Below are 22,568 nucleotides of genomic sequence, written 5' to 3'. Positions count from 1 at the left end.
CACCGGCCCGCCCGCGCTCGTTCAACGGCTCTCGGTGCCCTCCGGCCGGCCCGCGCCGCGCGGCGGGGCCGACCACGGCGACTCCCCGGCGGTACGGCGGGGCAGCGGCTCGGTCGGGGTCTCGGGGTACGCCAGCGTGAGTGGCGGCGTGTCCGGATCCTTCGCCTGCGCCGGAGGCCAGTCGGTGAGCGTCGGCTTGTGCTCCACCGGCGCGGGGGCCGGGGTCAGCTCCGCCTCGGCCGTCTCCGGTGTGGCGGGACGCCGCCAGCGGCTCGTGCTGAACACGGCCATCAGCAGCAGCACGCCGATGAGGAACAGCGTGCCGTTGTCCAGTGGGTCGCGCAGCGGCAGCGGGTCGCCGAGCAGCTTCAGGTCACCGGGCACCCGGTCCCGCACGCTGAACGGCGCGACGAACAGCCCGAGGTACGGGACCGCGAGCAGCAGGCCGGCCGCCAGCGGGCCGAACGGCGAGAAGCGCAACGTGCCGAGCAGGCCGAGCAGGATGCCGGCGACGCCCAGATAGACGGCCGGCTCGATCAGGTTCGGCGTGCTGTACGTCCCGATCTCCACCCAGCGGTCGACGGTCCGCTCAGATCCGTCCTGACCGAGCGTGACGAGCACCCAGGTGACGGGCGCCACCGCCAACCCGGCGAGGAAGCTCCAGAGATGTCGCATCCGCGCACCGTACCGTTTTCGGCATGACAGATCATCCCGCGGTCCCGCCGGGTAAGCCGACCTCGTACTCCCGCGTCACGCTCAGTCGCATCATGACCGCGGTCGATGTCAATCTGTACGGGACCGTGCACGGTGGGGTACTGATGAAATTCGTGGACGACGTTGCCGGCGCGGCGGCGGCCCGGCACAGCGGCGGCACCGCCGTGACAGCCTCCATCGACGAGATCGTCTTCTCCGAGCCGGTCCGGGTGGGCGACCTCGTGCACGCGCACGCCCAGATCAACTGGACCGGCAGCACCTCGATGGAGGTCGGAGTGAAGGTGGTCGCCGAGCGCTGGGACTCGGCCGAGGACGAGCCGGTTCCGGTCGCCACCGCGTACCTGGTCTTCGTGGGGGTCGACGTGGGCGGCGCGCCCCGGCCGGTGCGCCCGGTGCTGCCCGAGACGCCGGAGGACGAGCGCCGCTTCCGGGAGGCCGAGATCCGGCGGGCGCACCGGCTGGCCCGCCGCCGAGCGATCCAGGCCCACCGCGCCGGCTGAGGTGTAAGGAAGGGCCACATGGGGTGGGGGTGCGGGGTGTGGGCGGGCCACGCCCCGTACGCCACGCCCGGCGCGGACAATGGCGGCACGAGGTAGGGCAAGATGGCGCCACGGCCCCGGCACACCGTCGTGGCGGGCCCAGGGGAGGGTGGAACAGTGGCTGACGTGCTGTGGACGCCGCCGGCGGACGTGCGGGAGCAGTCCCGGATCGGTGACTACCTGCGCTGGCTGGCCGAGCACCGCGGGCTGGAGTTCGCCGACTACGACGCGCTGTGGCAGTGGTCGGTGACCGACCTGGACGCGTTCTGGCGCTCGATCTGGGACTGGTTCGACGTGGTCGCGCACACCCCGCCGACCGCCACGCTCACCGGCCGGGCCATGCCCGGCGCCCGCTGGTTCCCCGGCGCGACGCTCAACTACTCCGAGAACGTGCTGCGGATGCCGGGGCTGGGCGACGACGACCCGGCGGTGATCGCGCACGGTCAGACCCGCGCGCCGGAGACCCTCACCGCTGCCGAGCTGCGCGAGCGGGTCCGCCGGGTGGCGGCCGGGCTGCGCCGCCTCGGCGTGGGGCCGGGCGACCGGGTGGCCGCGTACGCGCCGAACATCCCCGAGACGTACGTCCTGCTGCTCGCCACCGCCAGCCTCGGCGCGATCTTCTCCTCCTGCGCGCCCGAGTTCGGCACCCGCAGCGTCACCGACCGCTGGCAGCAGATCGAGCCGACGGTGCTGGTCGCCGTGGACGGCTACCGGTACGGCGACAAGCCTGTGGACCGGCGCGCCGAGGTGGCCGCGATCCGGGCGGCGTTGCCGTCGCTGCGGCACACCGTCGCCATCGCGTACCTCGATCCGGACGGCCCGGCCCCCGACGGCGCGCTGCCGTGGGCGGAGCTGGCGGCACCGGCCGACGAGCCGTTGACGTTCACTCCGGTGGCCTTCGACCACCCGCTCTACGTGCTCTACTCCTCCGGCACGACCGGCCTGCCCAAGCCGATCGTGCACGGCCACGGCGGCATCCTGCTGGAACACCTCAAGATGCTGGCGCTGCACCACGACCTGGGTCCGTCCGACCGGTTCCTGTGGTTCACCACGACCGGCTGGATGATGTGGAACTTCCTGGTCTCCGGTCCGGCTGTGGGCGCGGCGATCGTGCTGTTCGACGGCAACCCGGGCCACCCCGACCTGGGCGCGCTGTGGCGGCTGGCCGCCGACACCGGCACCACGTACTTCGGCACGTCCGCGCCGTTCCTGCTGGCCTGCCGCAAGGCCGGGCTGGTGCCGCGGGAGATCGCCGACCTGTCCGCGGTGCGCGGCCTCGGCTCGACCGGCGCGCCGCTGCCGGCCGAGGGCTTCACCTGGGTGTACGAGAACGTCAGCGACCGCCTCCAGCTCCAGTCGCTGTCCGGCGGCACGGACGTGTGCACCGGGTTCGTGGGCGGCGTGCCGCTGCTGCCGGTGTACGCCGGGGAGATCGCCTGCCGGGCGCTGGGCGCGAAGGTGGAGGCCCGTTCCGCCGACGGCAGCGCGGTGATCGGGCAGCTCGGCGAGCTGGTGATCACCGAGCCGATGCCGAGCATGCCGGTGGGGTTCTGGAACGACCCGGACGGCGCCCGCTACCGGGAGGCGTACTTCGAGGTCTATCCCGGGGTGTGGCGGCACGGCGACTGGATCACCGTGAACGAGCGCGGCGGATGCGTCATCACCGGCCGGTCCGACGCCACGTTGAACCGGGGCGGCGTGCGGCTGGGCACGGCCGAGTTCTACTCGGTGGTCGAAGGGCTGGACGAGGTGGTCGACTCGGTGGTGGTGCACCTGGAGGACGACGAGGGCGGCGCGGGCGAGCTGCTGCTGTTCGTGGTGCTCGCCGAGGGCCTGGAACTCGACGACGAGATGCGGCGCAAGATCTGCCGGGAGCTGCGTACCGCGCTGTCGCCGCGGCACGTGCCGGACGAGATCCACCAGGTCCGGGCCGTGCCCCGCACGCTCAGCGCGAAGAAGCTGGAGGTGCCGGTCAAGAAGATCCTGACGGGCACCCCTGTGGACAGCGCGGCAGCCAAGGGCGCCCTGGCCAACCCCGAGTCCCTGACAGCCTTCGCCGCCCTGGCCCAGCGCCGAGCCACCAGCACCCACCCCACCCCCGCGTAACCCCACCCCCGCCCGTTGATCTTGCACTTTCCGCCCCGACGAAGGGGGCGAATCGCCCCTCCCGAGGGCCGAAACTGCAAGATCGCGGGGGAGGGCGGGTGGGTCAGGTCAGGGTTTGGGTTGTTTTTTCGGTTTCGGCTCGGGCGGCCAGGCGGGCCGGATCGGGGTGGGCGCAGGCCACCACGCTGGCGCCGGCGGACAGGGGAGCCAGTAGCCAGTCGACGGGGTCGGGGTGGCGGGTCACGTCCACCAGGAGGCGGTCGCCGGGGGTGAGGCCCAGCTCCGCGGCGCGGGCCTGCGCGCGAGCCAGCAGCGCCGCGTCCGCCTCGCCACCGTCGGGGTACGGCGTGAAGTGGTCGCCGTGCCCGCGTACCGCCGTCACGAAGTCGGCGCAGCCCGGCGGCACCTGCCGCATCGGCAGCGCGAACGGGTCGAGCGCCAGCGCGTACCGCTCGCCGGCCGGCCACCCGGCCACCTCGTCCGCCCGGTCGGCGGCCACGAACAGGACCTCCACCGGCCCCGGCGCGTCGGTCACCGTCAGTTTCGCCGACCAGCAGCCGAGCAGCACGGCGGCGGTCTGCCAGTGCGGCGGCAGCAACACGCCGACGGGGTCGCCCGGCGCGGCGCCGATCTCGTCGGTGAGCAGGTTGGCCGTCTTCGCCACCCAGTTGGCAAGCGTCGCGCCGGAGAGTTCGGTGCGCTCGCCGGTGGCGTCGTCGTACCAGGTCAGCAGCGGTCGGGTGGGGTCCGGCGCGATCGCGTCGGCGAACACCCGGGCAATGTTGTCGGCCATCGGCGCGAACGATACGCGCCCCGCGTGCGTACTCGATGACAACGTCAAGTCGGCGTACCGTCGGGTCGCGGTCAGCGTCGTGCGTCCGGCGCGGCGTACGCTTGCCGACAGTGTTCTTCCCCACAACTGCGCCATCTGAGGAGCCGCCCCGTGACCGCCGGTCGCCCGCCCCGCGTTCTCATCGACGCCACGAGTGTCCCCGCCGACCGTGGCGGCGTCGGTAGATACGTCGACGGACTGCTCGGCGCGCTGGGCCGGGTCTGCGGCACCGGCGTCGACCTGGCGGTGGTGAGCCTCCGCACCGACCTGGAGCGCTACACCCGGATGCTGCCGGGCGCCGAGGTGATCCCCGCCCCGGCGGCGGTGGCGCACCGGCCGGCGCGCCTGGCCTGGGAGCAGACCGGCCTGCCGCTGCTGGCCCAGCAGGTCGGCGCGGAGGTGCTGCACTCGCCCTTCTACACCTGTCCGCTGCGGGCCGGATGCCCGGTGACGGTCACTGTGCACGACGCGACGTTCTTCACCGAGCCGGAGCACTACGACAAGTCGCGCCGGACGTTCTTCCGCAGCGCCATCAAGACCTCGCTGCGGCGCGCCAGCCGGGTGATCGTGCCGAGCAAGGCCACCCGCGACGAGCTGATCCGGTTGCTGGACGCCGACCCGACCCGGATCGACGTCGCCTATCACGGCGTCGACCAGGACGCCTTCCACGCGCCCGGCGACGAGGAGAAGGCGCGCGTGCGGGCCCGCCTGGGTCTGGGCGACAGCAGCTACGTCGCGTTCCTCGGGGCCAAGGAGCCGCGCAAGAACGTACCCAACCTGATCCGTGGCTGGGCGCGGGCGGTGGCCGACCGGCCGAACCCGCCGGCGCTCGTGGTCGCGGGCGGTCAGGGGCACGACGACGACATCGACCGCGCGGTGGCCGAGGTGCCGTCGCACCTGCGGCTGCTGCGCCCGGGCTACCTGCGTTACGCCGACCTGCCCGGCTTCCTCGGTGGCGCGCTCGTGGCCGCCTACCCCTCCTACGGCGAGGGCTTCGGCCTGCCGATCCTGGAGGCGATGGCGTGCGCGGCCCCGGTGCTCACCACGCCGCGTCTGTCCCTGCCCGAGGTGGGCGGCGACGCGGTGGCGTACACCAGCGAGGACCCGGACCAGATCGCCACCGACCTGGCCGCCCTGCTGGACGACGAGCCGCGGCGGCTCTCGCTGGCCAAGGCCGGGTTCGACAGGGCCAAGGAGTTCACCTGGGAGTCCAGCGCGGACGTGCACATCGCGGCCTGGCGACGGGCCCGGTCCTGAGGGCCGGCGGGCGGCCCTGGACGACCGACCGTGACGACTCGCCCGCTTCGGGCATGATGTGCTGATGTTCTACGCCGTCATCCCGGCGGGTGGCAGTGGCACACGGTTGTGGCCGCTGTCCCGTGCCGGCCATCCCAAATTCCTCCACCCGCTGACCGGTACCCCCGCCTCGCTCCTGCAGGCCACTGTCGACCGGTTGTCGCCGTTGACCACACCGGAGCGCACGCTCGTGGTCACCGGGGCCGCGCACGCCGCGGCGGTGGCTCGGCAGCTGGCCGGCGTGCCGGAGGAGAACATCCTGGTCGAGCCGTCGCCCCGGGACTCCTGCGCGGCGATCGCGCTGGCCGCCGCGGTGATCGCCGCGCGTACGCCGGACGCGGTGATGGGCTCGTTCGCCGCCGACCACCTGATCGGCGACCCGGCCCGGCTGGCCGAGGTGGTACGGCAGGCCATCCGGGGCGCGGAGCAGGGGCTGCTGATGACTGTGGGTATCACCCCGACCCGCCCGGAGACCGGCTACGGCTACCTGGAGACCGGCGATCCGGTGGGGGACGGCCCGCTGCGCCCGGTGCGCGAGTTCAAGGAGAAGCCGGCGGCGGAGGTGGCCGAGGTCTACGTCAACTCCGGCCGGCACCTCTGGAACGCCAGCATGTTCGTCTGGCGGGTGGACGTCTTCCTCGCCGAGCTGGCCCGCCAGCAGCCGGAGCTGCACGCCGGGATCACCGCCATCGCGGCGGCCTGGGGCACCCCGGAGCAGGACGACGTGCTGGGCCGGGTCTGGCCGACGCTGCCCCGGATCTCGGTCGACTACGCGGTCATGGAGGGCGCGGCGACTGCGGGCCGGGTGGCTACCGTGCCGGGTGACTTCGGCTGGAACGACGTCGGTGACTTCCACACGCTCGGTGAGGTGCTGCCGGCCGACGGCGCCGGGAACGTGGTGCTGGGTGGCGACGCCAAGCCGGGCGTGCTGCTGCACGACACCACCGGCACGGTCGTGGTGCCGCACTCCGGCCGGCTCGTCGCCACTGTCGGGGTGCGCGACCTGATCGTGGTGGACACCCCGGACGCGCTGCTGGTCTGCCCGCGTGACCGCGCGCAGGACGTGAAGAAGGTCGTGGACGAGCTGAAGGAACGCGGCGAGGAGGGCCTGGTCTGATCCGGCCGGGACGGCCCGCCTCCGCTCAGCGGGCGGCGTGGCGGGCCAGCACGGCGAGCGCCGGCGGCACCAGTTGGGCCGTGGCGTGGGCGAGCGGCTCGGGCAGCCGGTCCGGCGGGAACCAGCCGAGCGCCTCGGACTCGGCGCTCACCTGCTCGACCGCCCCGGCCGGGGCCAGCACCGCGTAGCGGACGTCGTAGTGGAACGACCCGCCCTGGCAGGCGACCTGGTGGATGTCCACGTCGATCGGTTCCGGCTCGACTGTCAGGCCGGCGATCCCGGACTCCTCGGTGGCCTCGCGCAGCGCGGCTGCCACCAGTGTCCGGTCGCCCGGCTCGCAGTGCCCGCCGAGCTGCACCCACCTGCGGATCTTGCTGTGCAGGCAGAGCAGCACCCGGCCGTCCGGGTCGAGCACCAGCGCGCTGGCTGTGACATGCCCCGCCCGGTGCGTCCGGCTCATCGCCACCGGCCCGTCGGCCAGCAGCGCCAGCGTCCGGTCCCGGTTGGCGGCGGCGGCCGGGCTGGTCGCCGTCCAGCGGCTCAGCGCCGCGACGGCGTCGGCGTGCAGGTCGGCGTACGTGGTGAGGTCGGTGTCGGGCACCCGGACACTCTACGAGCGCCACCGCGGTACGCCGGCGCGGCGACCCACCGGCGGACGAGCGAAGACCGGGCGGCACCCCTGCGACGATGTCGCAGACCCTCGTGGTGCCGCCCGGTCACGCCCGTCAGCCGGCGACCGGGTCGAGACTGCGCCCCGGCGTCGGCGGGCAAGGAAGAGTCTGCCGAACCGGCCACCTCACCGTCGAGGTCTTTCACCTCAGGCTTAAATATGGAGATTAGTGCCGGCAGGTAAAGTGCGAGGCGTGGCGGGCACCCCCGCCGTCCGCACGGGAGCACTCCATGTTGAAGATCATTTTCTCGGGCGAGGACGTCCTGCGGACCCGGGTCGCCCCGGCCGCGGACCCGCTCTGGGAGCTGGTCCTCAGCCTGCACCTGCTCCAGGGGCGCGGCCGCGACCCGATGATGACCACGTGGCGACGCACAGTGGCCCACGGGCTGCGCACCGACAGCGGTGCCGAGCAGTACCGCCTGCTCCTCGCGCTCAACCCGCCGCGCGGCTACTTCCCCGACTTCCTCACTCCGTTCGCCAGCCGGGAGGGCTTCGAGGTCGGGCTGGACGCCGTCCGGGGCACCCCTGTCGACATGCTGCGCCGCGACCTGACCCGGCTCGCCGAGGAGACCACGCTGCCGTCCTCGGCGACCGCGCTGGCCCGCGGCGAGCCGGAGACGCTGCACCACCTCACCGACGCCATGGCGCGGTACCACTCGCTGGCCGTCACGCCGTACTGGGCCCGGGTGCAGGCAGCTGTCGAGGCGGACCGGGCCCGGCGCGCCCGCGCCATGCTCGACGGCGGCGCCGAAGGGCTGCTGGCCAGCCTGCGGCCGAACATGCGGTGGAACTCCGGCGTGCTTGAGGTGCTCGACTATCCGGACACCCGGGAACTGCACCTGGACGGGCGCGGGCTGCTGCTCGTCCCGTCGTTCTTCTGCTCGCGTACCCCGGTGGCGCTCGTCGACCCCACCCTGCCCCCGGTGCTCGTCTACCCGGTGGACCGGCTCGCCGGGCTGACACCGGCGTCCGGCGTCGGCGCGTCACCGCAGGGCGAGGCACTCGCGGCCCTGCTCGGCCGCACCCGGTCACGGGTGCTCCAGGCCGCCGACGAGGGCTGCACCACCGGCGAGATGGCCCGCCGGCTGCACATCTCCGCCGCCGCGGCCAGCCAGCACACCACGGTGCTGCGCAACGCCGGGCTGCTGGTCAGCCAGCGCGAGCGCAACACCGTCCTGCACACGCTGACGCCGCTGGGCCGAGCCGTCCTCGACGCCTGAGCGCACCCACCGGGCCGGCCACGCCGGACCGCGACCCGCCGCGCCGGACCGCGCCCCTGGTGGGCAGCGCGTCAGATCGCCAGCGTGGCGCTGGCGGCGCTGCCGCCCGGGGGCGGGAGCAGGACGGACCCGATTCCCTCGGCGGCCAGCGCGGCGCGCAGGCGTTGCACGTCCGCGCCGAACCGGACCAGGTCCGCCGGGTCGAGCGGGATCGGCGCCGCGCCGAGCAGCAGGCCGGTGGCCGAGGCGGGCCAGCCGGGCACGGTGGCGGCGAGTCCGGCGCGTACCTCGTCGTCGGTGACGTGGGTGAAGACGGTGCCGGGGGCGACCACATCGGCGACCGCGGCGATCGCCCGCCGCACCGCGGCCGGGTCGGCGGGGTCGGTGCCGGTCCGGTCGGGCAGCGTCGCCGCCTCCCGCAGACCGGCGGCGCGCGCCTCGGCGGTACCCAGCGAGAACAGGTCCATCGAGGCGTCGCGGACGAGCGTCCGGGCGCCCTCGTCGTCGTCCCGGGGCGTGCCGAGGTAACCCCGGACCACAGCGACCGGCACCTGGTCGCACTTCCCCTTGATCAGCTCGCCGGCGCCCGCCAGCTCGTCGACCACCGCCATCTGGGTGACGAACAGCTCGTTGCCGTACGGGTCGACCTCGCCCCGGTGGTCGCGGATGGCCGGCATGCCGGCCACCCCGAGCGCCACGTCGGTGAGCCCGTTGCGCCACGGACGGCCCATGGTGTCGCTGACGATCACGGCGACGTCGAGGCCGTACCTGTCGCGCAACGCGGCACGCAACGCGCGTGCGGAGGCGTCCGGGTCGACCGGCAGCAGCACCAGCCGGGTCTTGTCCACGTTCGACGCGTCGATGCCGGCGGAAGCCATCACGAACCCGTGGTGGGTCTGCACGATCCGGGTGGTGCCCCGCGTCGCCACCACCCGGGCGGTCTCGTCGGCCAGGATCCGGTCCCGCGCGTCGAGCCGCTCCGGGCCGTCGGCGGGCACGTCGACAAGCCGGCCCTCCGCCTTCGACACGACCTTGCTGGTGACCACCAGCACGTCGCCGTCGCGCAGCCACGGCGCCGCGCCGGCGATCAGCGCCGCCAGGTCGTCGCCCTCGGTCACGTCGCCGATGCCCTGCACCGGCAGGATCTCCAGCCTCACATCAGCTCCAGCGCGGCGCGCACCATCGCGGCGGTCGCCGCCTCGTCGGTCATCCGCAGCGGCGCCGCGCGGACTGTCACGTCTGGCACCACTGCGTTCTCGTCCTCCGGCGCGACGAGCCAGCCGTCGAGCAGCCCGCCGGCCGACCGCGCGCCGTAGAGGCCGCCCACCCCGGCCGCGCTGCACTCCACGCCGAGCACGGCGAGGCAGCGGTCGGCCATGCCGCGTACCGGCGCGCCGCCGATGATCGGCGACACTCCGATCACCGGGGCCGGCCCGCCGGTCACCGCGTCGCGCAGGCCGGGCACGGCCAGCACCGGGGCGATGCTGACGACCGGGTTGCTGGGCGCGATCAGCACCACGTCCGCCGCCGCGATCGCCTCCGCCACGCCGGGCGCGGGCTTCGCCGCGTCGGCGCCGACGAAGACGAACCGGTCGGTGGGTACGTCGGCGCGGTACCGCACCCACCACTCCTGGAAGTGGATCGCGCGCCGGCCCTGCTCGTCGGTGATGACGGCATGGGTCTCCAGGCGCTCGTCGGTGGCCGGCAGCAGCCGTACGCCCGGCTGCCAGCGCGCCGCCAGCGCCTCGGTGACCTGGGACAGCGGATAGCCGGCGCTGAGCATCGTGGTGCGGACCAGGTGGGTGGCGAGGTCCTTGTCGCCCAGGCCGAACCAGCTCGGCTCCGCGCCGTACGCGGCCAGCTCGTCCTTCACCGTCCAGGTTTCGCCCACCCGGCCCCAGCCGCGCTCCGGGTCGGCGCCGCCGCCGAGCGTGTAGAGCACGCTGTCCAGGTCGGGGCAGACCTTCAACCCGTGCAGCAGCAGATCGTCGCCGACGTTGACCACGGCGGTCACCTCGGCGCCCACCTCGCGGGCGTACGCCCGCACGCCGAGCAGGAAACGGGCGCCCCCGATGCCGCCGGTCAGAACCACGATGCGCATGCGTCCATCCTTCCGCACGTGCCGCCGTCGATCGTTCGGTGGCCGGAGAGACTACGCTCACTTCGGCAACTGTCCGCTTTCGTCCCCTGGGGGAGTCCGTGACCAGCCCCGCCGAGCCCGCGTCCGGCGACGCCGCGCAGGCCAGCCAGTTGATCAAGCCGTTGCGCGAACTGGCCGCGCTCGTCCTTCTCGGCGCCAACGCCGTGCTGCTCTTCGTCGGTCTGCTCCGCCTGCTGGTGCCGGTCGACGACTACAGCACGTTCAGCGGCCGGGCGGGAAGCACGTATTTCAGCTTCATCGGCCTGGAGGCGACGGTCCTGCCGGTGCTCGCCGTCCTGATCGCCACCGCGATCCTCCCGGTCGTGCCGAAGGCCAAGCTGATCACGCAGGTGGCGCTGATCGAGTACGCGGTGTCCGCCGTGTTCGGCGCGCTGACGTTCCTGATCTGGCTGGTCGGCCGGCTCGCCGACGGTCAGGTGCTGGACGGGTTCCTCGGTCTGCTGACCCGCGCGGCCTGGCTGGCGATCTTCGCGGTCGCCGCGTTCGTGGTGTTCAAGATCTGGCGCACGCTCTACTACGTGCCGAAGCCCAAGGCGCAGCCCGGCGTGTACGGCCAGGCCCAGCCCGGCTGGCCGCAGCAGCCGGGTCAGCCCGGCGGCTACCCCGGTCCGGGCGGCTACCCGCAGGGCGGCGTGCCGCAGCAGCCGGGTCAGGGCTACCCGCAGGCCGGCTCGCCCCCGCCCGGGTGGCCGCAGCCCGGCCAGTACGGCCAGCCGCAGTCGGCGCCGCCGTTCAACACCGCGCCGCCGCACGCCCCGCAGTCCGGCCCGCCGTTCGCCGACCCGCAGTCGGCCCCGCAGCCCGGCTCGCCGTTCGCCGGTCCGCAGCAGGCGCCGCAGTACGGCTCGCCGCAGCCCGCGCCGCCGTTCGGCCAGCCGCCGTCGGCCGACCCGACGCAGGCGATCCCGCGCCAGTCCGCCGAGCCGGGCGCGCCGTCGCCCGCCGCCGACGACGAGCGCACCCAGCGGTTCGACCGCGAGGACCCGAACCGGCCCCGCTGAGCCGCGCGGCGGGCGACGGAGCGACGTCGCCCGCCGGACGGCAGACGGTCGACGGCCCGCGCCGGTCCCGCTGTGAGGCGGGCCACGCGGGCCGTCCCGTTGCCCGGACCGCGAGCGGGCGCGGGCGGCCTGCTGCCCGGCAGCACATAGGCTGGGCGGATGGTTGATCGCAGCGACCCCGAACCGACCGAGGCGAGCGTCCGGCGGGCGCTGGGACGGGCCGCCACCGGCCGGGCGCTTGACGCCGACGAGGCCGGCGCGCTGCTCGCCGCGCGTGGGCAGATGCTCGACGAGTTGCTCCGGGTCGCCGGTGAGATCCGCGACGCCGGCCTGCGCGACGCCGGGCGGCCGGGCGTGGTCACGTACTCGAAGAAGGTCTTCATCCCGCTGACCCGGCTCTGCCGGGACCGCTGCCACTACTGCACGTTCGCCACCGTGCCGCACCGGCTGCCCGCCGCCTACCTGGAACGCGACGAGGTGCTGGCGATCGCCCGGGAGGGCGCCGCGCAGGGCTGCAAGGAGGCGCTGTTCACGCTCGGCGACCGGCCCGAGGAGCGGTGGCCGGCGGCCCGCCGGTGGCTGGACGAGCGGGGGTACGACTCGACGCTCGACTATCTGCGCGCCTGCGCGGTGGCGGTGCTGGAGGAGACCGGCCTGCTGCCCCACCTCAACCCGGGCGTGCTCACCTGGTCGGAGCTGCAGCGGCTCAAGCCGGTCGCGCCGAGCATGGGCATGATGCTGGAGACCACCGCCACCCGGCTCTGGTCCGAGCCGGGCGGCCCGCACTTCGGCTCACCGGACAAGGAGCCGGCGGTCCGCCTGCGGGTGCTCGACGACGCCGGCCGGGTCGGGGTGCCGTTCACCACCGGCATCCTGATCGGCATCGGTGAGAACCGGGCCGAGCGGGTCGACGCGATCTTCGCGATCCGCCGGGGGATGCGGGAGTACGGCCACCTCCAGGAGGTGATCGTGCAGAACTTCCGCGCCAAGCCGGACACCGCGATGCGCGGCATGCCGGACGCGGAGCTGCACGACCTGGCCGCCACGGTGGCGGTGGCCCGGGTGCTGCTCGGCCCGAAGGCCCGCATCCAGGCCCCGCCGAACCTGATCGCGGGCGAGTACGACCTGCTGTTGCGCGCCGGCATCGACGACTGGGGCGGCGTCTCGCCGGTCACGCCCGACCACGTCAACCCGGAGCGGCCCTGGCCGCACCTGGAGGAGCTGGCGGCGCGTACCGCGAGCGCCGGGTTCACGCTGCGCGAGCGGCTGACCGTCTACCCGGAGTACGTCCGGGCGGGCGGCCCGTGGCTGGACCCGCGCCTGCTGCCGCACGTCACGGCGCTCGCCGACCCGGCCACCGGGCTCGCGGTCGAGGAGGCCCGCCCGGTGGGGCAGCCCTGGCAGGAGCCGGAGGAGACCTACGGCGGTCGCACCGACCTGCACGCCACCATCGACGTCACCGGCCGCACCGAGGACCGGCGGGGCGACTTCGACAGCGTGTACGGCGACTGGGCCGAGGTGGCCGGCAAGGTGGCGCCGGAGGCGCGCTCGGGCGTACCGCGGGGTGCTGGCGCGGACGCCGACCTGCGCGCGGGCCTGCGGCTGGCCGCGGACGACCCGGCCGCGTTGCTGACGCCAGCGCACGAGGCGAAGGCGCTGGCGTTGTTCGGCGCGGACGGCCCGGCGCTCGACGAGCTGTGCCGGCTGGCCGACGACGCGCGCCGGGACGCGGTCGGCGACGACGTGACCTACGTGGTGAACCGGAACATCAACTTCACGAACGTCTGCTACGTGGGGTGCCGGTTCTGCGCGTTCGCCCAGCGGGAGAGCGACGCCGACGCGTTCCGGCTCTCGCTGTCGCAGGTGGCCGACCGGGCCGAGGAGGCGTGGGCGGCCGGCGCCTCCGAGGTGTGCCTGCAGGGCGGCATCGACCCGAAGATGCCGGTCACCGGCTACGCCGACATCGTCCGGGCGATCAAGGCGCGGGTGCCGGGCATGCACGTGCACGCCTTCTCCCCGATGGAGATCGTCACCGCCGCCGCGAAGGCCGGCGTGCCGGTGCGGGAGTGGCTGCTCCAGCTCCGCGAGGCCGGGCTGGACACCATCCCGGGCACCGCCGCCGAGATCCTCGACGACGACGTGCGCTGGGTGCTCACCAAGGGCAAGCTGCCGGCCGCCGCCTGGGTCGAGGTGGTGAGCACGGCGCACGAGCTGGGCATCCGGTCCAGCTCCACGATGATGTACGGCCACGTCGACCACCCGGGCCAGTGGCTCGCCCACTTCCGGGTGCTGGCCGGGGTGCAGGACCGCACCGGCGGGTTCACCGAGTTCGTGGCGCTGCCCTTCGTGCACACGAACGCGCCGATCTACCTGGCCGGCATCGCCCGCCCGGGACCGACCTGGCGGGAGAACCGGGCGGTGCACGCGATGGCCCGGCTGCTGCTGCACGGCCGGATCGACAACATCCAGTGCTCCTGGGTGAAGCTCGGCGACGAGGGCACGGTGTCGATGCTGCGCGGCGGCTGCAACGACCTCGGCGGCACGCTGATGGAGGAGACCATCTCCCGGATGGCCGGTTCGGGCAACGGCTCGGCCCGTACCGAGGAGCAGTTGCGGGCGATCGCCACTGCCGCCGGCCGCCCGTTCCGCAAGCGGACGACCGCGTACGGTCACGCCGGCGCCTGAGGTCGAACCTTTCCCCGTCGCCCGCCGTACCTGTGGATGCCGGCGGCGGTTTCGGCGAGGACCGCCGCCGGTGACCCCCGAACCGGGGGCCCGGCGGGTGTCCGGGCGTCCCGGGCCCGTTGCGGCGCTGCGGCGCCGGTCCGGAAAGGTTGCCGATGAGCACTGACGAGACCACCGACGCGCCGAAACGGCGGACCTGGCCGCGGTTGACCCGCAGGCAGACGCTCACCGCCGCGGCGAGCGCGACACTGGGCGCCGCCGCCCTCACCGTGCCGGGTCTGTCCGCCGCGCAGAACGCCCCCACGGCGAGCCGGCGCGACGAGCCGATCGTGGTCCACCTCCGCGACGCCGCCACCGGCGTGATGGACGTCTTCGTCGGCACGACAAGGGTCGAGGTCCGCGACCGCGGTCTGGCCGACCGCCTGGTGCGCGCCGCCGGCCGGCGCTGATCCCACCCTCCACCGGCGTGGGCTCCCGGCGCCGGCTCCGTCTTCCGTTCCCCCGACGAAGGTGCGTCCGCCATGTCCTCTCACCGCGAGGCCCCGGAGATCGCCAAGGATCCCGTCGCCGACAGTTCCGACCTGTACGCGTTCGTCACGCCGAACCAGCCGGACACGGTCACGTTGATCGCCAACTACGTGCCGCTGCAACTTCCGTCCGGCGGCCCGAACTTCTTCGAGTTCGGCGACGACGTCCGGTACGAGATTCACATCGACAACGATGGCGACGGTAATCCGGACGTCACCTATCGTTTCGAATTCACCACCGAGATCACGAACCAGAACAGCTTTCTCTACAACACCGGGCCGATCGAGTCGCTGGAGAGCAAGAACTGGAACCGGCGGCAGTTCTACCGGCTGACCCGGATCGTCGACGGCCGGGCGCGCGTACTGGCGCACAAACTGCCCTGCCCGCCCTGCAACGTCGGGCCGCTGTCCACACCGAAGTACCAGAACCTCGTACGCCAGGCGACGTTCAAGCTGTCCACCGGTGAGAAGGTCTTCGCCGGCCAACGGGCCGACGGCTTCTTCGTCGACCTGGGCGCGGTGTTCGACCTGGGCACGCTGCGGCCGTTCCAGCAGTTGCACGTCGCCGGCAAGAAGCTGTTCCAGGCCGAGGGCGAGCCGGTGAACGCGCTGGACCGGCTGAACGTGCACAGCCTCGCCGTGCAGGTGCCGCTGAGCCAGGTACGCCGCAAGGCCGCCCGCTACGGCGTCGCGGACCGCGCCTCGACCATCGGGGTGTGGACCACCGCGTCCCGTCAGCAGGTCCGGGTGCTCGGCGACCGGGTCGCCGCGGACACCGCCGCTGGCCCCTTCACCCAGGTGTCGCGACTCGGTAACCCGTTGTTCAACGAGGTCATCGTGCCGATGTCCAGGAAGGACGTGTGGAACACGCTGCCGCCGTCGGAGGACAAGCGGTTCGCCGGGTTCGTCGAGCGGCCGGAGCTGGCCGCGCTGCTGCCGGCGCTCTACCCGGGCGTGTTCCCCAGTCTGGACGCGTTGAACAAGTCCAAGAAGCCGCGCGCCGACCTGGTGGCGATCCTGCTCACCGGCATCCCGGCCGGACTGATCGACGGCTTCGCCAACACCACCGGTGACGTCCGGGCGGACATGCTGCGGCTGAACACGGCGATCCGGCCCAGCCGCACGCCGGACCGGTTCGGCGTGCTCGGCGGCGACCTGGCCGGTTTCCCGAACGGCCGCCGGGTCGCCGACGACGTGGTGACCATCGCGCTGCGCGCCATCGCGGGGCTGACCGTGCCGCTGGTGGACAAGACGTTCCGGCCCGACGCCGCCGCGGCGGCGGTCACTCCGGGTCTGAGCGCGGCCGACGTCACCGCGCCGTTCCTGGCCGACTTCCCGTTCCTCGGCACGCCGTACGACGGGTTCGGCAACCCGCAGGCGAAGAAGTCCTGACGGGAGCCGCGCATGTCACACCATCACGATCTCGGCCCGTCGGAGGCCGGCAGCGTCGTGCTCGACCTCGGCGGCAACCGGGGCGCGCTGATCATCCACACCGGCCGGGACCTGCACGGCCGGGAGATCGAGATCAGCCGGGCGGACCTCGACGGACCGCGGACCCACTCCGCGGTACGTGAGCGGCACGTCCTGGACGGGGTCTTCCACAGTGCCGTCTACCCGGACCTGGAGGCGGGTGTCTATACCGTCTGGTGGGACGAGAACACATCGGCCGGCGCGATCTCGGTCACCGGCGGGTGCATCGCCGAATTCGTCTGGCCAGCCAGCTCACCAGCTCGCGTGGACTGAACCGGCGACCGCGCCGAAGCCTGCGCCCCGTCCACATGGTGGACGGGGCGCAGTCGGCGTTGGACGGCTCGACGGGCGGTACAGCGGCGGGCGCGTTACCCTTTGCCCCACCAATTCTGATCTTGGTACGAGCGGCCGGCGGGGGCGTCCGGCCGGCCCGCCGACGGTGCGCCACGGCAGAAAACTTCCGGCAACTCGCCGGGGAGGGCGTTACTCGTCCGGGGTCTGAATCGATAGGGCAGGTTGCGAGGCTACGGGCGACCGCGGCGGTCGTCCCGGACGTGTCGGGAGGGCGACTCCATTATCAAGTTTGGCTTGACGGCGCACGCATTACACGCGTGTAATTTGAATGGGGTTGTTCGCACGGAACGCAACAAATGGTGACCGTACGGACAGGCACGCCTTTCGCGTGGGGGGTTGCAGCGGCGAATGACGCCGGTGCGCGACAAGGAGGCAATCGATGGACGGCCAGCTCGAGGTGGCCGACCTGCTCGGGAACGCGCCGGAGTGGCAGGAGCGGGCGCTCTGCTCGCAGACCGACCCGGAGGCGTTCTTTCCCGAGAAGGGCGGCTCGACCCGCGAGGCGAAGCGCATCTGCTCGCGGTGCGAAGTGAAGACGGAATGCCTGGAGTACGCGCTCGGCCACGACGAGCGGTTCGGAATCTGGGGTGGCCTCTCCGAGCGGGAGCGGCGCAAGCTCAAGCGGCGGGTCGCCGCCTGACACACGTACGGGCCGACGGGCGGTGGGGGCCGCCCGGGCCCGGGTCGCTTGTCCGGCCGGCGGGGGCCGGCCGGGTGGCGGCGCAACCGGCAGCGGGACGGCCGCCCGACGGGGGGTCAGGCCAGCTCGTCCGGGTCCACCCCGAGCAGGTTCGCCACCTGCTCGATGATCACGTCGTGGACCAGGTCGGCGAGGTCCTCGCGGTCCATCGCGCGGAACTCCAGCGGCCGCCGGTAGAGCACGATGCGCGGCGGCACCTCCTGGCGGCCGGGCCGCCCGGGCAGCAGCCGGGCGAGCGGCACCTCGCCGTCCTCCAGCACGTCCGAGTCGTAGACGTTCAGGTCCGGCGGAACGTCCTCGACCGCGAACTCCACCCCGGCCAGCTCCTTGGCGAACCGGCGTTCGAGCGTCTCCACCGTGTCGAGCACCAGGTCGTCGAAGACCTCGGCCTTCGTCCGGGCCAGCGGGACGGTGGCCGGCACCAGCCGCCCGCGCAACCCGCGACCGTGCCGGTCACGGTGGGTGCGCCGGCCGGAGCCGGGGCGGCGGTTCTGCGGGCTCGTCATGACGGACAGGGTAGCCCGCGACGGCGGCCCGCCCGCCGTCGCGCGGCCGTCCGGCGCGCCGGTGCGCCGGACGGAGGAATTGTGATCACCATGACGGGCGTGTCGTAACGCGAAGCGGTGCGCCGGACCCGGTAATGGGGATACCCTGCCGCCGTGAGGTCACCACGGCGCTGCTCCCGTAACGGCTGCCCCCGGCAAGCGGTCGCCACATTGACCTATGTCTACAACGAGTCGACGGCGGTGGTGGGCCCGCTCGCCGCGTTCGCCGAACCGCACACGTACGACCTGTGTGAGCCGCACGCCCGCAGCCTGACCGCCCCGCGCGGCTGGGACGTGGTGCGGCACGAGGGCGAGTTCGAGCCGCCGCCGCCCACCACTGACGACCTGGTGGCGCTGGCCGAGGCGGTCCGCGAGGCCGCCCGCCCGGCCCCGCCCCGGCCTCCCGAGGACGAGCCCGGCACCAAGCCCCAGACCCCCCAGCAGGGCCGGCGCGGCCACCTCCGGGTGATCCCGCCCCACCACTGACCGACCCCCCGGCCTCGCCCCGTCATCGATCGATCATGAAGGTCGCGCTGGTCGGCCACGCGCGCGGACCAGCGGGCGCCCGCCGCCGTCACCCGCCGGCCGGTCTCGGCCAGGTCGTCCGGGGTGGCGGGCGGAAGTCCAGGATGGGCTGACCGGCGCGGCGACGTCCGCGCCACCCTCGACCGGCGCACCGCCTCACCGGTGGCGGCGCCCTTTGGACGAAACCAGCCACCACCCCGAATTGGTGTCGATCACGAACCCTGGGTGCACCCGGCCGGGTCAAGGTCAACGCCAGTGCGGGGATGTGGTGCCATCCCACCCGCCTGGACTCCGCCATCACCCCGTACTGGTGTCGATCACGAACCCTGGGTGCACCCGGCCGGGTCAAGGTCAACGCCAGTGCGGGGATGTGGTGCCATCCCACCCGCCTGGACTCCGCCATCACCCCGTACTGGTGTCGATCACGAACCCTGGGCGCACCCGGCTAGGCCAAGGTCAACACCAGTGCGGGGAAGTGGCGCCATTCAACCCACCTGGACCCCACCACCACCCCGAACTGGTGTCGATCACGAACCCCAGGCACACCCGGCCCCGCAAAGATCAACACAATTACGGCGAGGTGGCCGCATCCAACCCGCCCGGACCCCACCACTTCCCCGAGTTGGCGGCGTTTCGATCTCCCTGAGTGCCGCCAACTTCATGATCAACGGGGCGTGGAGCCGGGTGCGGTCAGTGGCCCAGGAAGCGGTTGAAGAGATCGGCCCGGCGGGACGGGCGGGCCGTCCGGTGCTCTCTCCGGTCGGCTGAGGACATCACCCGCAGGCCGGCGTTCACCGCGAGCCAGCGCAGCGGTTCCGGTTCCCAGCGCGGGGAGCGGTGACCCACCCAGGGCAGCGCCGTGAGGTCGCTGTCCACGCCCCGGATCAGGTCGGCCAGCGTACGGCCGGCGAGGTTGCTGGTGCCGACGCCGTCCCCGACGTACCCGCCGGCCCAGGCGAGCCCGGTGCGGCGGTCCAGCCCCACCGACGCGGCCCAGTCGCGGGCCACGCCGAGCGGCCCGCCCCAGGCGTGCGTCACCGGCACGTCCGGCCCGAGCGCCGGGAACAGCTCGCCGAGCGTGCGGCGCAGCGCCGCGAACACCAGGGGCTCCCGGTCGAAGCCGGGCCGGACCCGGGAGGCGTAGTGGTAGGGCGCGCCCCGCCCGCCGAACGCGAGCCGGCCGTCGGCGGTGCGCTGGCCGTACACGATGACGTGCCGGTAGTCGGAGAACGTCTCCCGCTCCGCCAGCCCGATCCGCGCCCAGGTCGCCTCGGGCAGCGGCGGCGTGGCCACCATCAGCGAGTAGACAGGCGCCACCGTCCGCCGCTGGCCTGGTAGCCCCGGCGTGTAGCCCTCCGTCGCGCGGACCACCACCGGGGCCCGGACCACGCCCGCCGGTGTCACCGCCGCGCCCGGCCGCAGCGCGGTCACCGGTGTGCGCTCGTGGATGCGTACGCCCCGGCGTTCCACCGCCCGGGCCAGGCCCCGGACCAGCTTCGCCGGGTGCACGGCCGCGCAGTGCGGGGTGTACGTGCCGCCGCGTACCCCCTCGGCGTCGCACCGCGCGGCGGCCTCGGCGGCGTCGAGCAGCGTCAGGTCGTCGTCGGTGAGCCCGTGCGCGTGGGCCTGGGCCACCTCGGCGCGGGCCCGGCCGAGCTGGGCCTCGCTGCGGGCCAGCGTCACAGTGCCGCCGGCCCGCCAGTCGCAGTCGATGCCCTCGGCTGCGGCGACGCGGCCCACCTCGCCGACCGTGTCGTGCATGGCCCGTTGCAGCGCGAGCGCCCGGTCCCGGCCGTGGCGCCGGGCCAGCGCCGGCAGCGAGGTGGGGAACAGCGCGGAGCACCAGCCGCCGTTGCGCCCGGATGCGCCGTACCCCGCGATCTCCCGCTCCAGCACGACGACGCGCAACGTTGGGTCGGCCTCGGCCAGGTAGTACGCCGTCCACAGCCCGGTGTACCCGGCGCCCACGATCGCCACGTCGGCGTCCGTGTCGCCGGGCAACCCGGGTCGCGGTGTCAGCGGCTCGTCCAGGCTGGACAGCCAGTACGACAGGTGCTGGTAGCCCGTCATCGGCTCAGAGCCGGGACCACGCCTCGGTCAGCACCGCGCGCAGGATCTGCTCGATCTCGTCGAAGTGCTGCTGGTCGGCGATCAGCGGCGGGGCGAGCTGCACCACCGGGTCGCCGCGGTCGTCGGCCCGGCAGTAGAGCCCGGCGTCGAACAGCGCGGTGGACAGGAAGCCGCGCAGCAGCCGCTCCGACTCTGCCTCGTCGAACGTCTCCCGCGTCGTCTTGTCCTTGACCAGCTCGATGCCGTAGAAGTAGCCGTCGCCGCGTACGTCGCCGACGATCGGCAGGTCGTACAGCTTCTCCAGGGTGGACCGGAACGCGCCCTCGTTGGCCCGGACGTGTCCGATCAGGTCCTCCCGGGCGAACACCTCCAGGTTGGCCAGCGCGACAGCGCAGGAGACCGGGTGGCCGCCGAACGTCACGCCGTGCGCGAACATGCCGGTCTCGGTGAGGAACGGCTCCATCAGCCGCTCGCTGGCGATCATCGCGCCGAGCGGGGCGTAGCCGGAGGTGATCCCCTTCGCGGTGGTGATGATGTCCGGCTGGTAGCCGTACCGGACGGCGCCGAAGTACTCGCCGAGCCGGCCCCAGGAGCAGATCACCTCGTCGCTGACCAGCAGCACGTCGTACGCGTCGCAGATCTCGCGTACCCGCTCGAAGTAGCCGGGCGGCGGCGGGAAGCAGCCGCCGGAGTTCTGCACCGGCTCCAGGAAGACGGCGGCGACGGTCTCCGGCCCCTCCCGCTCGATCGCCCGGCCGATCTCCTCGGCGGCCCACCGGCCGAATGCCTCGGCGTCGTCGCCGTGCTCGGGGGCCCGGTAGAAGTTGGTGTTCGGCACCTTGATGCCGCCCGGGACCAGCGGTTCGAAGTCGGTCTTGATGCCGGGCAGACCGGTGATCGACAGCGCGCCCATCGAGGTGCCGTGGTAGGCGATGTAGCGGCTGACCACCTTGTGCTTGGTGGGCTTTCCGGTGCGCTTGAAGTAGGCCCGGGCCAGCTTCCACGCCGCCTCGACCGCCTCCGAACCGCCGGTGGTGAAGAACACCCGGTTCAGGTCGCCGGGCGTGAGCGTGGCGATCTTCTCGGCCAGCTCGACGGCCTTCGGGTGGGCGTACGACCAGAGCGGGAAGTAGGCCAGCTCGCCGGCCTGCTTGGCGGCGGCCTCGGCCAGCTCGGCGCGGCCGTGGCCGGCGTTGACGACGAACAGCCCGGCCAGCCCGTCCAGGTAGCGGCGGCCCTGTGCGTCCCAGACGTACGCGCCCTCGCCCCGGACGATTGTCGGAACCTCGCCGGCGGGGTAGCTCGCCATGCGGGTGAAGTGCATCCACAGGTGGTCGGTGGCGTTGGCCATGTCAGCCCCATCGGGTCTCGGGCCGGTCAGGGGTGACACCGGCCGCTCTGCCCACGGTTATCCCACAGGCGGTGCCGATAAGGCAAGTGAACAAGCCTCAACGCGACGGATTCAGCGTTGCGTCAGCGCTGCGTCAACGGAATCCGCATCAGGCGGTGCCCCAGCTGTAGGTCTGCTTGCGCAGCTTCAGGTAGACGAACGCCTCGGTGGAGAGCACCCCGGGCACGCCGCGCAGCTTCTGCAGGATCTCCAGCAGGTGCGCGTCGTTGCGGCAGACCACCTCGGCCAGCAGGTCGAACGAGCCGGCGGTGATCACCACGTAGTCGATCTCCTCGAACTCGGCCAGCCGGTCGGCCACCGACTCCAGGTCGCCGTCGGTGCGCAGGCCGATCATGGCCTGGCGGGGGAAGCCGAGTTGGAGCGGATCGGTGACCGCGACGATCTGCATGACGCCCGCGTCGAGCAGCCGCTGCACCCGCTGGCGTACCGCCGCCTCGGAGAGGCCGACCGCCTTGCCGATGCTCGCGTACGGGCGGCGTCCATCCTCCTGGAGCTGCTCGATGATCTGCTTGGCCACGTCGTCGAGCAGAGCGTGATTGGAGCCTTCACGCACGGTGACCCGGCGGCCGCCGTTGGAGTTCTCCTGGTGCCGGTTGACCATCGACGCTCCTCGTGTCCGATTCTC

21 protein-coding genes are annotated in these 22,568 nt (G+C 73.3%); 12 read left to right on the top strand and 9 right to left on the bottom strand.

The features are described from left to right. Positions 1–21 precede the first annotated feature (21 nt). On the bottom strand, positions 22–675 hold the full coding sequence (locus AMK25_RS00505; RefSeq protein ID WP_073824852.1) for a hypothetical protein: 654 nt from the start codon (positions 673–675) through the stop codon (positions 22–24). A 23-nt stretch (positions 676–698) separates the two neighbouring features. On the opposite strand from AMK25_RS00505, the gene AMK25_RS00500 reads away from it, so the two are divergent. Continuing rightward, on the top strand, positions 699–1,214 hold the full coding sequence (locus AMK25_RS00500) for an acyl-CoA thioesterase (RefSeq protein ID WP_073824849.1): 516 nt from the start codon (positions 699–701) through the stop codon (positions 1,212–1,214). A gap of 156 nt (positions 1,215–1,370) precedes the next feature. Beyond that, a complete protein-coding gene (locus AMK25_RS00495; RefSeq protein ID WP_073824846.1) occupies positions 1,371–3,359 on the top strand; it encodes an acetoacetate--CoA ligase in 1,989 nt (662 codons plus the stop codon). A 103-nt stretch (positions 3,360–3,462) separates the two neighbouring features. Here AMK25_RS00495 and AMK25_RS00490 read toward each other — a convergent pair whose 3' ends face one another. Then, the gene (locus AMK25_RS00490; RefSeq protein ID WP_073824843.1) at positions 3,463–4,152 is read right to left on the bottom strand and encodes a TIGR03089 family protein; all 690 of its coding nucleotides are present in this window, start codon (positions 4,150–4,152) and stop codon (positions 3,463–3,465) included. A gap of 150 nt (positions 4,153–4,302) precedes the next feature. Between AMK25_RS00490 and AMK25_RS00485 the strand changes: the two genes are divergently transcribed. Both AMK25_RS00485 and AMK25_RS00480 read left to right on the top strand, forming a co-directional pair. Further along, complete coding sequence (locus AMK25_RS00485) at positions 4,303–5,448, top strand: glycosyltransferase family 4 protein (protein ID WP_073824840.1); 1,146 nt, start codon at positions 4,303–4,305, stop codon at positions 5,446–5,448. A 64-nt stretch (positions 5,449–5,512) separates the two neighbouring features. Continuing rightward, positions 5,513–6,604, top strand: coding sequence for a mannose-1-phosphate guanylyltransferase (locus tag AMK25_RS00480; RefSeq protein ID WP_073827008.1), 1,092 nt, complete (start codon positions 5,513–5,515; stop codon positions 6,602–6,604). A 25-nt stretch (positions 6,605–6,629) separates the two neighbouring features. Here AMK25_RS00480 and AMK25_RS00475 read toward each other — a convergent pair whose 3' ends face one another. Continuing rightward, entirely contained in the window at positions 6,630–7,205 is a 576-nt protein-coding gene (locus AMK25_RS00475; protein ID WP_073824838.1) for an NUDIX hydrolase, read from the bottom strand. Between the two features lie 299 nt (positions 7,206–7,504). Between AMK25_RS00475 and AMK25_RS00470 the strand changes: the two genes are divergently transcribed. Continuing rightward, entirely contained in the window at positions 7,505–8,494 is a 990-nt protein-coding gene (locus AMK25_RS00470; protein ID WP_073824834.1) for an ArsR/SmtB family transcription factor, read from the top strand. A gap of 71 nt (positions 8,495–8,565) precedes the next feature. Here the strand turns inward: AMK25_RS00470 and AMK25_RS00465 are convergent, their stop codons facing one another. Beyond that, entirely contained in the window at positions 8,566–9,651 is a 1,086-nt protein-coding gene (locus AMK25_RS00465) for a coenzyme F420-0:L-glutamate ligase (RefSeq protein WP_073824831.1), read from the bottom strand. Further along, complete coding sequence (cofD, locus tag AMK25_RS00460) at positions 9,648–10,595, bottom strand: 2-phospho-L-lactate transferase (RefSeq protein WP_073824828.1); 948 nt, start codon at positions 10,593–10,595, stop codon at positions 9,648–9,650. The genes AMK25_RS00465 and cofD overlap by 4 nt, the downstream gene beginning before the upstream one ends. A gap of 98 nt (positions 10,596–10,693) precedes the next feature. On the opposite strand from cofD, the gene AMK25_RS00455 reads away from it, so the two are divergent. The 6 genes from AMK25_RS00455 (at position 10,694) to AMK25_RS00430 (ending at position 17,332) form a co-directional block, all read left to right on the top strand. Beyond that, positions 10,694–11,656: a hypothetical protein gene (locus tag AMK25_RS00455; protein ID WP_073824825.1), complete on the top strand. Its 963-nt coding sequence runs from the start codon at positions 10,694–10,696 to the stop codon at positions 11,654–11,656. Positions 11,657–11,815: 159 nt separating this feature from the next. Beyond that, complete coding sequence (locus tag AMK25_RS00450; protein WP_073824822.1) at positions 11,816–14,341, top strand: bifunctional FO biosynthesis protein CofGH; 2,526 nt, start codon at positions 11,816–11,818, stop codon at positions 14,339–14,341. Positions 14,342–14,496: 155 nt separating this feature from the next. Continuing rightward, positions 14,497–14,790 carry a hypothetical protein gene (locus tag AMK25_RS00445; protein WP_071096699.1) on the top strand — a complete coding sequence of 98 codons (294 nt, stop codon included), beginning with the start codon at positions 14,497–14,499 and terminating at the stop codon, positions 14,788–14,790. A 72-nt stretch (positions 14,791–14,862) separates the two neighbouring features. Then, entirely contained in the window at positions 14,863–16,260 is a 1,398-nt protein-coding gene (locus tag AMK25_RS00440) for a DUF4331 domain-containing protein (protein ID WP_073824819.1), read from the top strand. A gap of 12 nt (positions 16,261–16,272) precedes the next feature. Continuing rightward, complete coding sequence (locus AMK25_RS00435; RefSeq protein ID WP_073824816.1) at positions 16,273–16,611, top strand: phospholipase; 339 nt, start codon at positions 16,273–16,275, stop codon at positions 16,609–16,611. A 460-nt stretch (positions 16,612–17,071) separates the two neighbouring features. After that, positions 17,072–17,332, top strand: coding sequence for a WhiB family transcriptional regulator (locus AMK25_RS00430; protein ID WP_013284161.1), 261 nt, complete (start codon positions 17,072–17,074; stop codon positions 17,330–17,332). 116 nt (positions 17,333–17,448) lie between these two features. Here the strand turns inward: AMK25_RS00430 and AMK25_RS00425 are convergent, their stop codons facing one another. Beyond that, positions 17,449–17,898 carry a metallopeptidase family protein gene (locus tag AMK25_RS00425; protein ID WP_018787548.1) on the bottom strand — a complete coding sequence of 150 codons (450 nt, stop codon included), beginning with the start codon at positions 17,896–17,898 and terminating at the stop codon, positions 17,449–17,451. 153 nt (positions 17,899–18,051) lie between these two features. Between AMK25_RS00425 and AMK25_RS00420 the strand changes: the two genes are divergently transcribed. Further along, positions 18,052–18,423, top strand: a complete 372-nt coding sequence (locus AMK25_RS00420) for a DUF3499 domain-containing protein (RefSeq protein WP_073824812.1) — start codon at positions 18,052–18,054, stop codon at positions 18,421–18,423. Between the two features lie 729 nt (positions 18,424–19,152). Here AMK25_RS00420 and AMK25_RS00415 read toward each other — a convergent pair. From AMK25_RS00415 to AMK25_RS00405, 3 genes are all read right to left on the bottom strand, one after another. After that, on the bottom strand, positions 19,153–20,532 hold the full coding sequence (locus tag AMK25_RS00415) for an NAD(P)/FAD-dependent oxidoreductase (RefSeq protein ID WP_073824808.1): 1,380 nt from the start codon (positions 20,530–20,532) through the stop codon (positions 19,153–19,155). 4 nt (positions 20,533–20,536) lie between these two features. Next, positions 20,537–21,883 (bottom strand): aspartate aminotransferase family protein, encoded by a 1,347-nt coding sequence (locus tag AMK25_RS00410; protein WP_073824804.1) that lies wholly within the window; start codon positions 21,881–21,883, stop codon positions 20,537–20,539. Between the two features lie 148 nt (positions 21,884–22,031). Next, a complete protein-coding gene (locus AMK25_RS00405) occupies positions 22,032–22,544 on the bottom strand; it encodes an Lrp/AsnC family transcriptional regulator (RefSeq protein WP_073824798.1) in 513 nt (170 codons plus the stop codon). Positions 22,545–22,568: the final 24 nt, after the last annotated feature.

This window comes from Micromonospora sp. TSRI0369 (assembly GCF_001905625.1).
Classification (GTDB): domain Bacteria; phylum Actinomycetota; class Actinomycetes; order Mycobacteriales; family Micromonosporaceae; genus Micromonospora; species Micromonospora echinospora_A.
Note: the sequence above shows the minus strand (reverse complement) of the source record. Positions and strands in the feature narration are given on the sequence as shown.

Bases quoted from the DNA above. Each gene is read 5' to 3' on its own strand.
- cofD (WP_073824828.1), bottom strand. From the start codon at position 10,595: ATGCGCATCGTGGTTCTGACCGGCGGCATCGGGGGCGCCCGTTTCCTG.
- AMK25_RS00505 (WP_073824852.1), bottom strand. From the start codon at position 675: ATGCGACATCTCTGGAGCTTCCTCGCCGGGTTGGCGGTGGCGCCCGTC.
- AMK25_RS00500 (WP_073824849.1), top strand. From the start codon at position 699: ATGACAGATCATCCCGCGGTCCCGCCGGGTAAGCCGACCTCGTACTCC.
- AMK25_RS00405 (WP_073824798.1), bottom strand. From the start codon at position 22,544: ATGGTCAACCGGCACCAGGAGAACTCCAACGGCGGCCGCCGGGTCACC.
- AMK25_RS00410 (WP_073824804.1), bottom strand. From the start codon at position 21,883: ATGGCCAACGCCACCGACCACCTGTGGATGCACTTCACCCGCATGGCG.
- AMK25_RS00480 (WP_073827008.1), top strand. From the start codon at position 5,513: ATGTTCTACGCCGTCATCCCGGCGGGTGGCAGTGGCACACGGTTGTGG.
- AMK25_RS00470 (WP_073824834.1), top strand. From the start codon at position 7,505: ATGTTGAAGATCATTTTCTCGGGCGAGGACGTCCTGCGGACCCGGGTC.
- AMK25_RS00435 (WP_073824816.1), top strand. From the start codon at position 16,273: ATGTCACACCATCACGATCTCGGCCCGTCGGAGGCCGGCAGCGTCGTG.
- AMK25_RS00440 (WP_073824819.1), top strand. From the start codon at position 14,863: ATGTCCTCTCACCGCGAGGCCCCGGAGATCGCCAAGGATCCCGTCGCC.
- AMK25_RS00450 (WP_073824822.1), top strand. From the start codon at position 11,816: ATGGTTGATCGCAGCGACCCCGAACCGACCGAGGCGAGCGTCCGGCGG.
- AMK25_RS00415 (WP_073824808.1), bottom strand. From the start codon at position 20,532: ATGACGGGCTACCAGCACCTGTCGTACTGGCTGTCCAGCCTGGACGAG.
- AMK25_RS00430 (WP_013284161.1), top strand. From the start codon at position 17,072: ATGGACGGCCAGCTCGAGGTGGCCGACCTGCTCGGGAACGCGCCGGAG.
- AMK25_RS00490 (WP_073824843.1), bottom strand. From the start codon at position 4,152: ATGGCCGACAACATTGCCCGGGTGTTCGCCGACGCGATCGCGCCGGAC.
- AMK25_RS00445 (WP_071096699.1), top strand. From the start codon at position 14,497: ATGAGCACTGACGAGACCACCGACGCGCCGAAACGGCGGACCTGGCCG.
- AMK25_RS00425 (WP_018787548.1), bottom strand. From the start codon at position 17,898: ATGACGAGCCCGCAGAACCGCCGCCCCGGCTCCGGCCGGCGCACCCAC.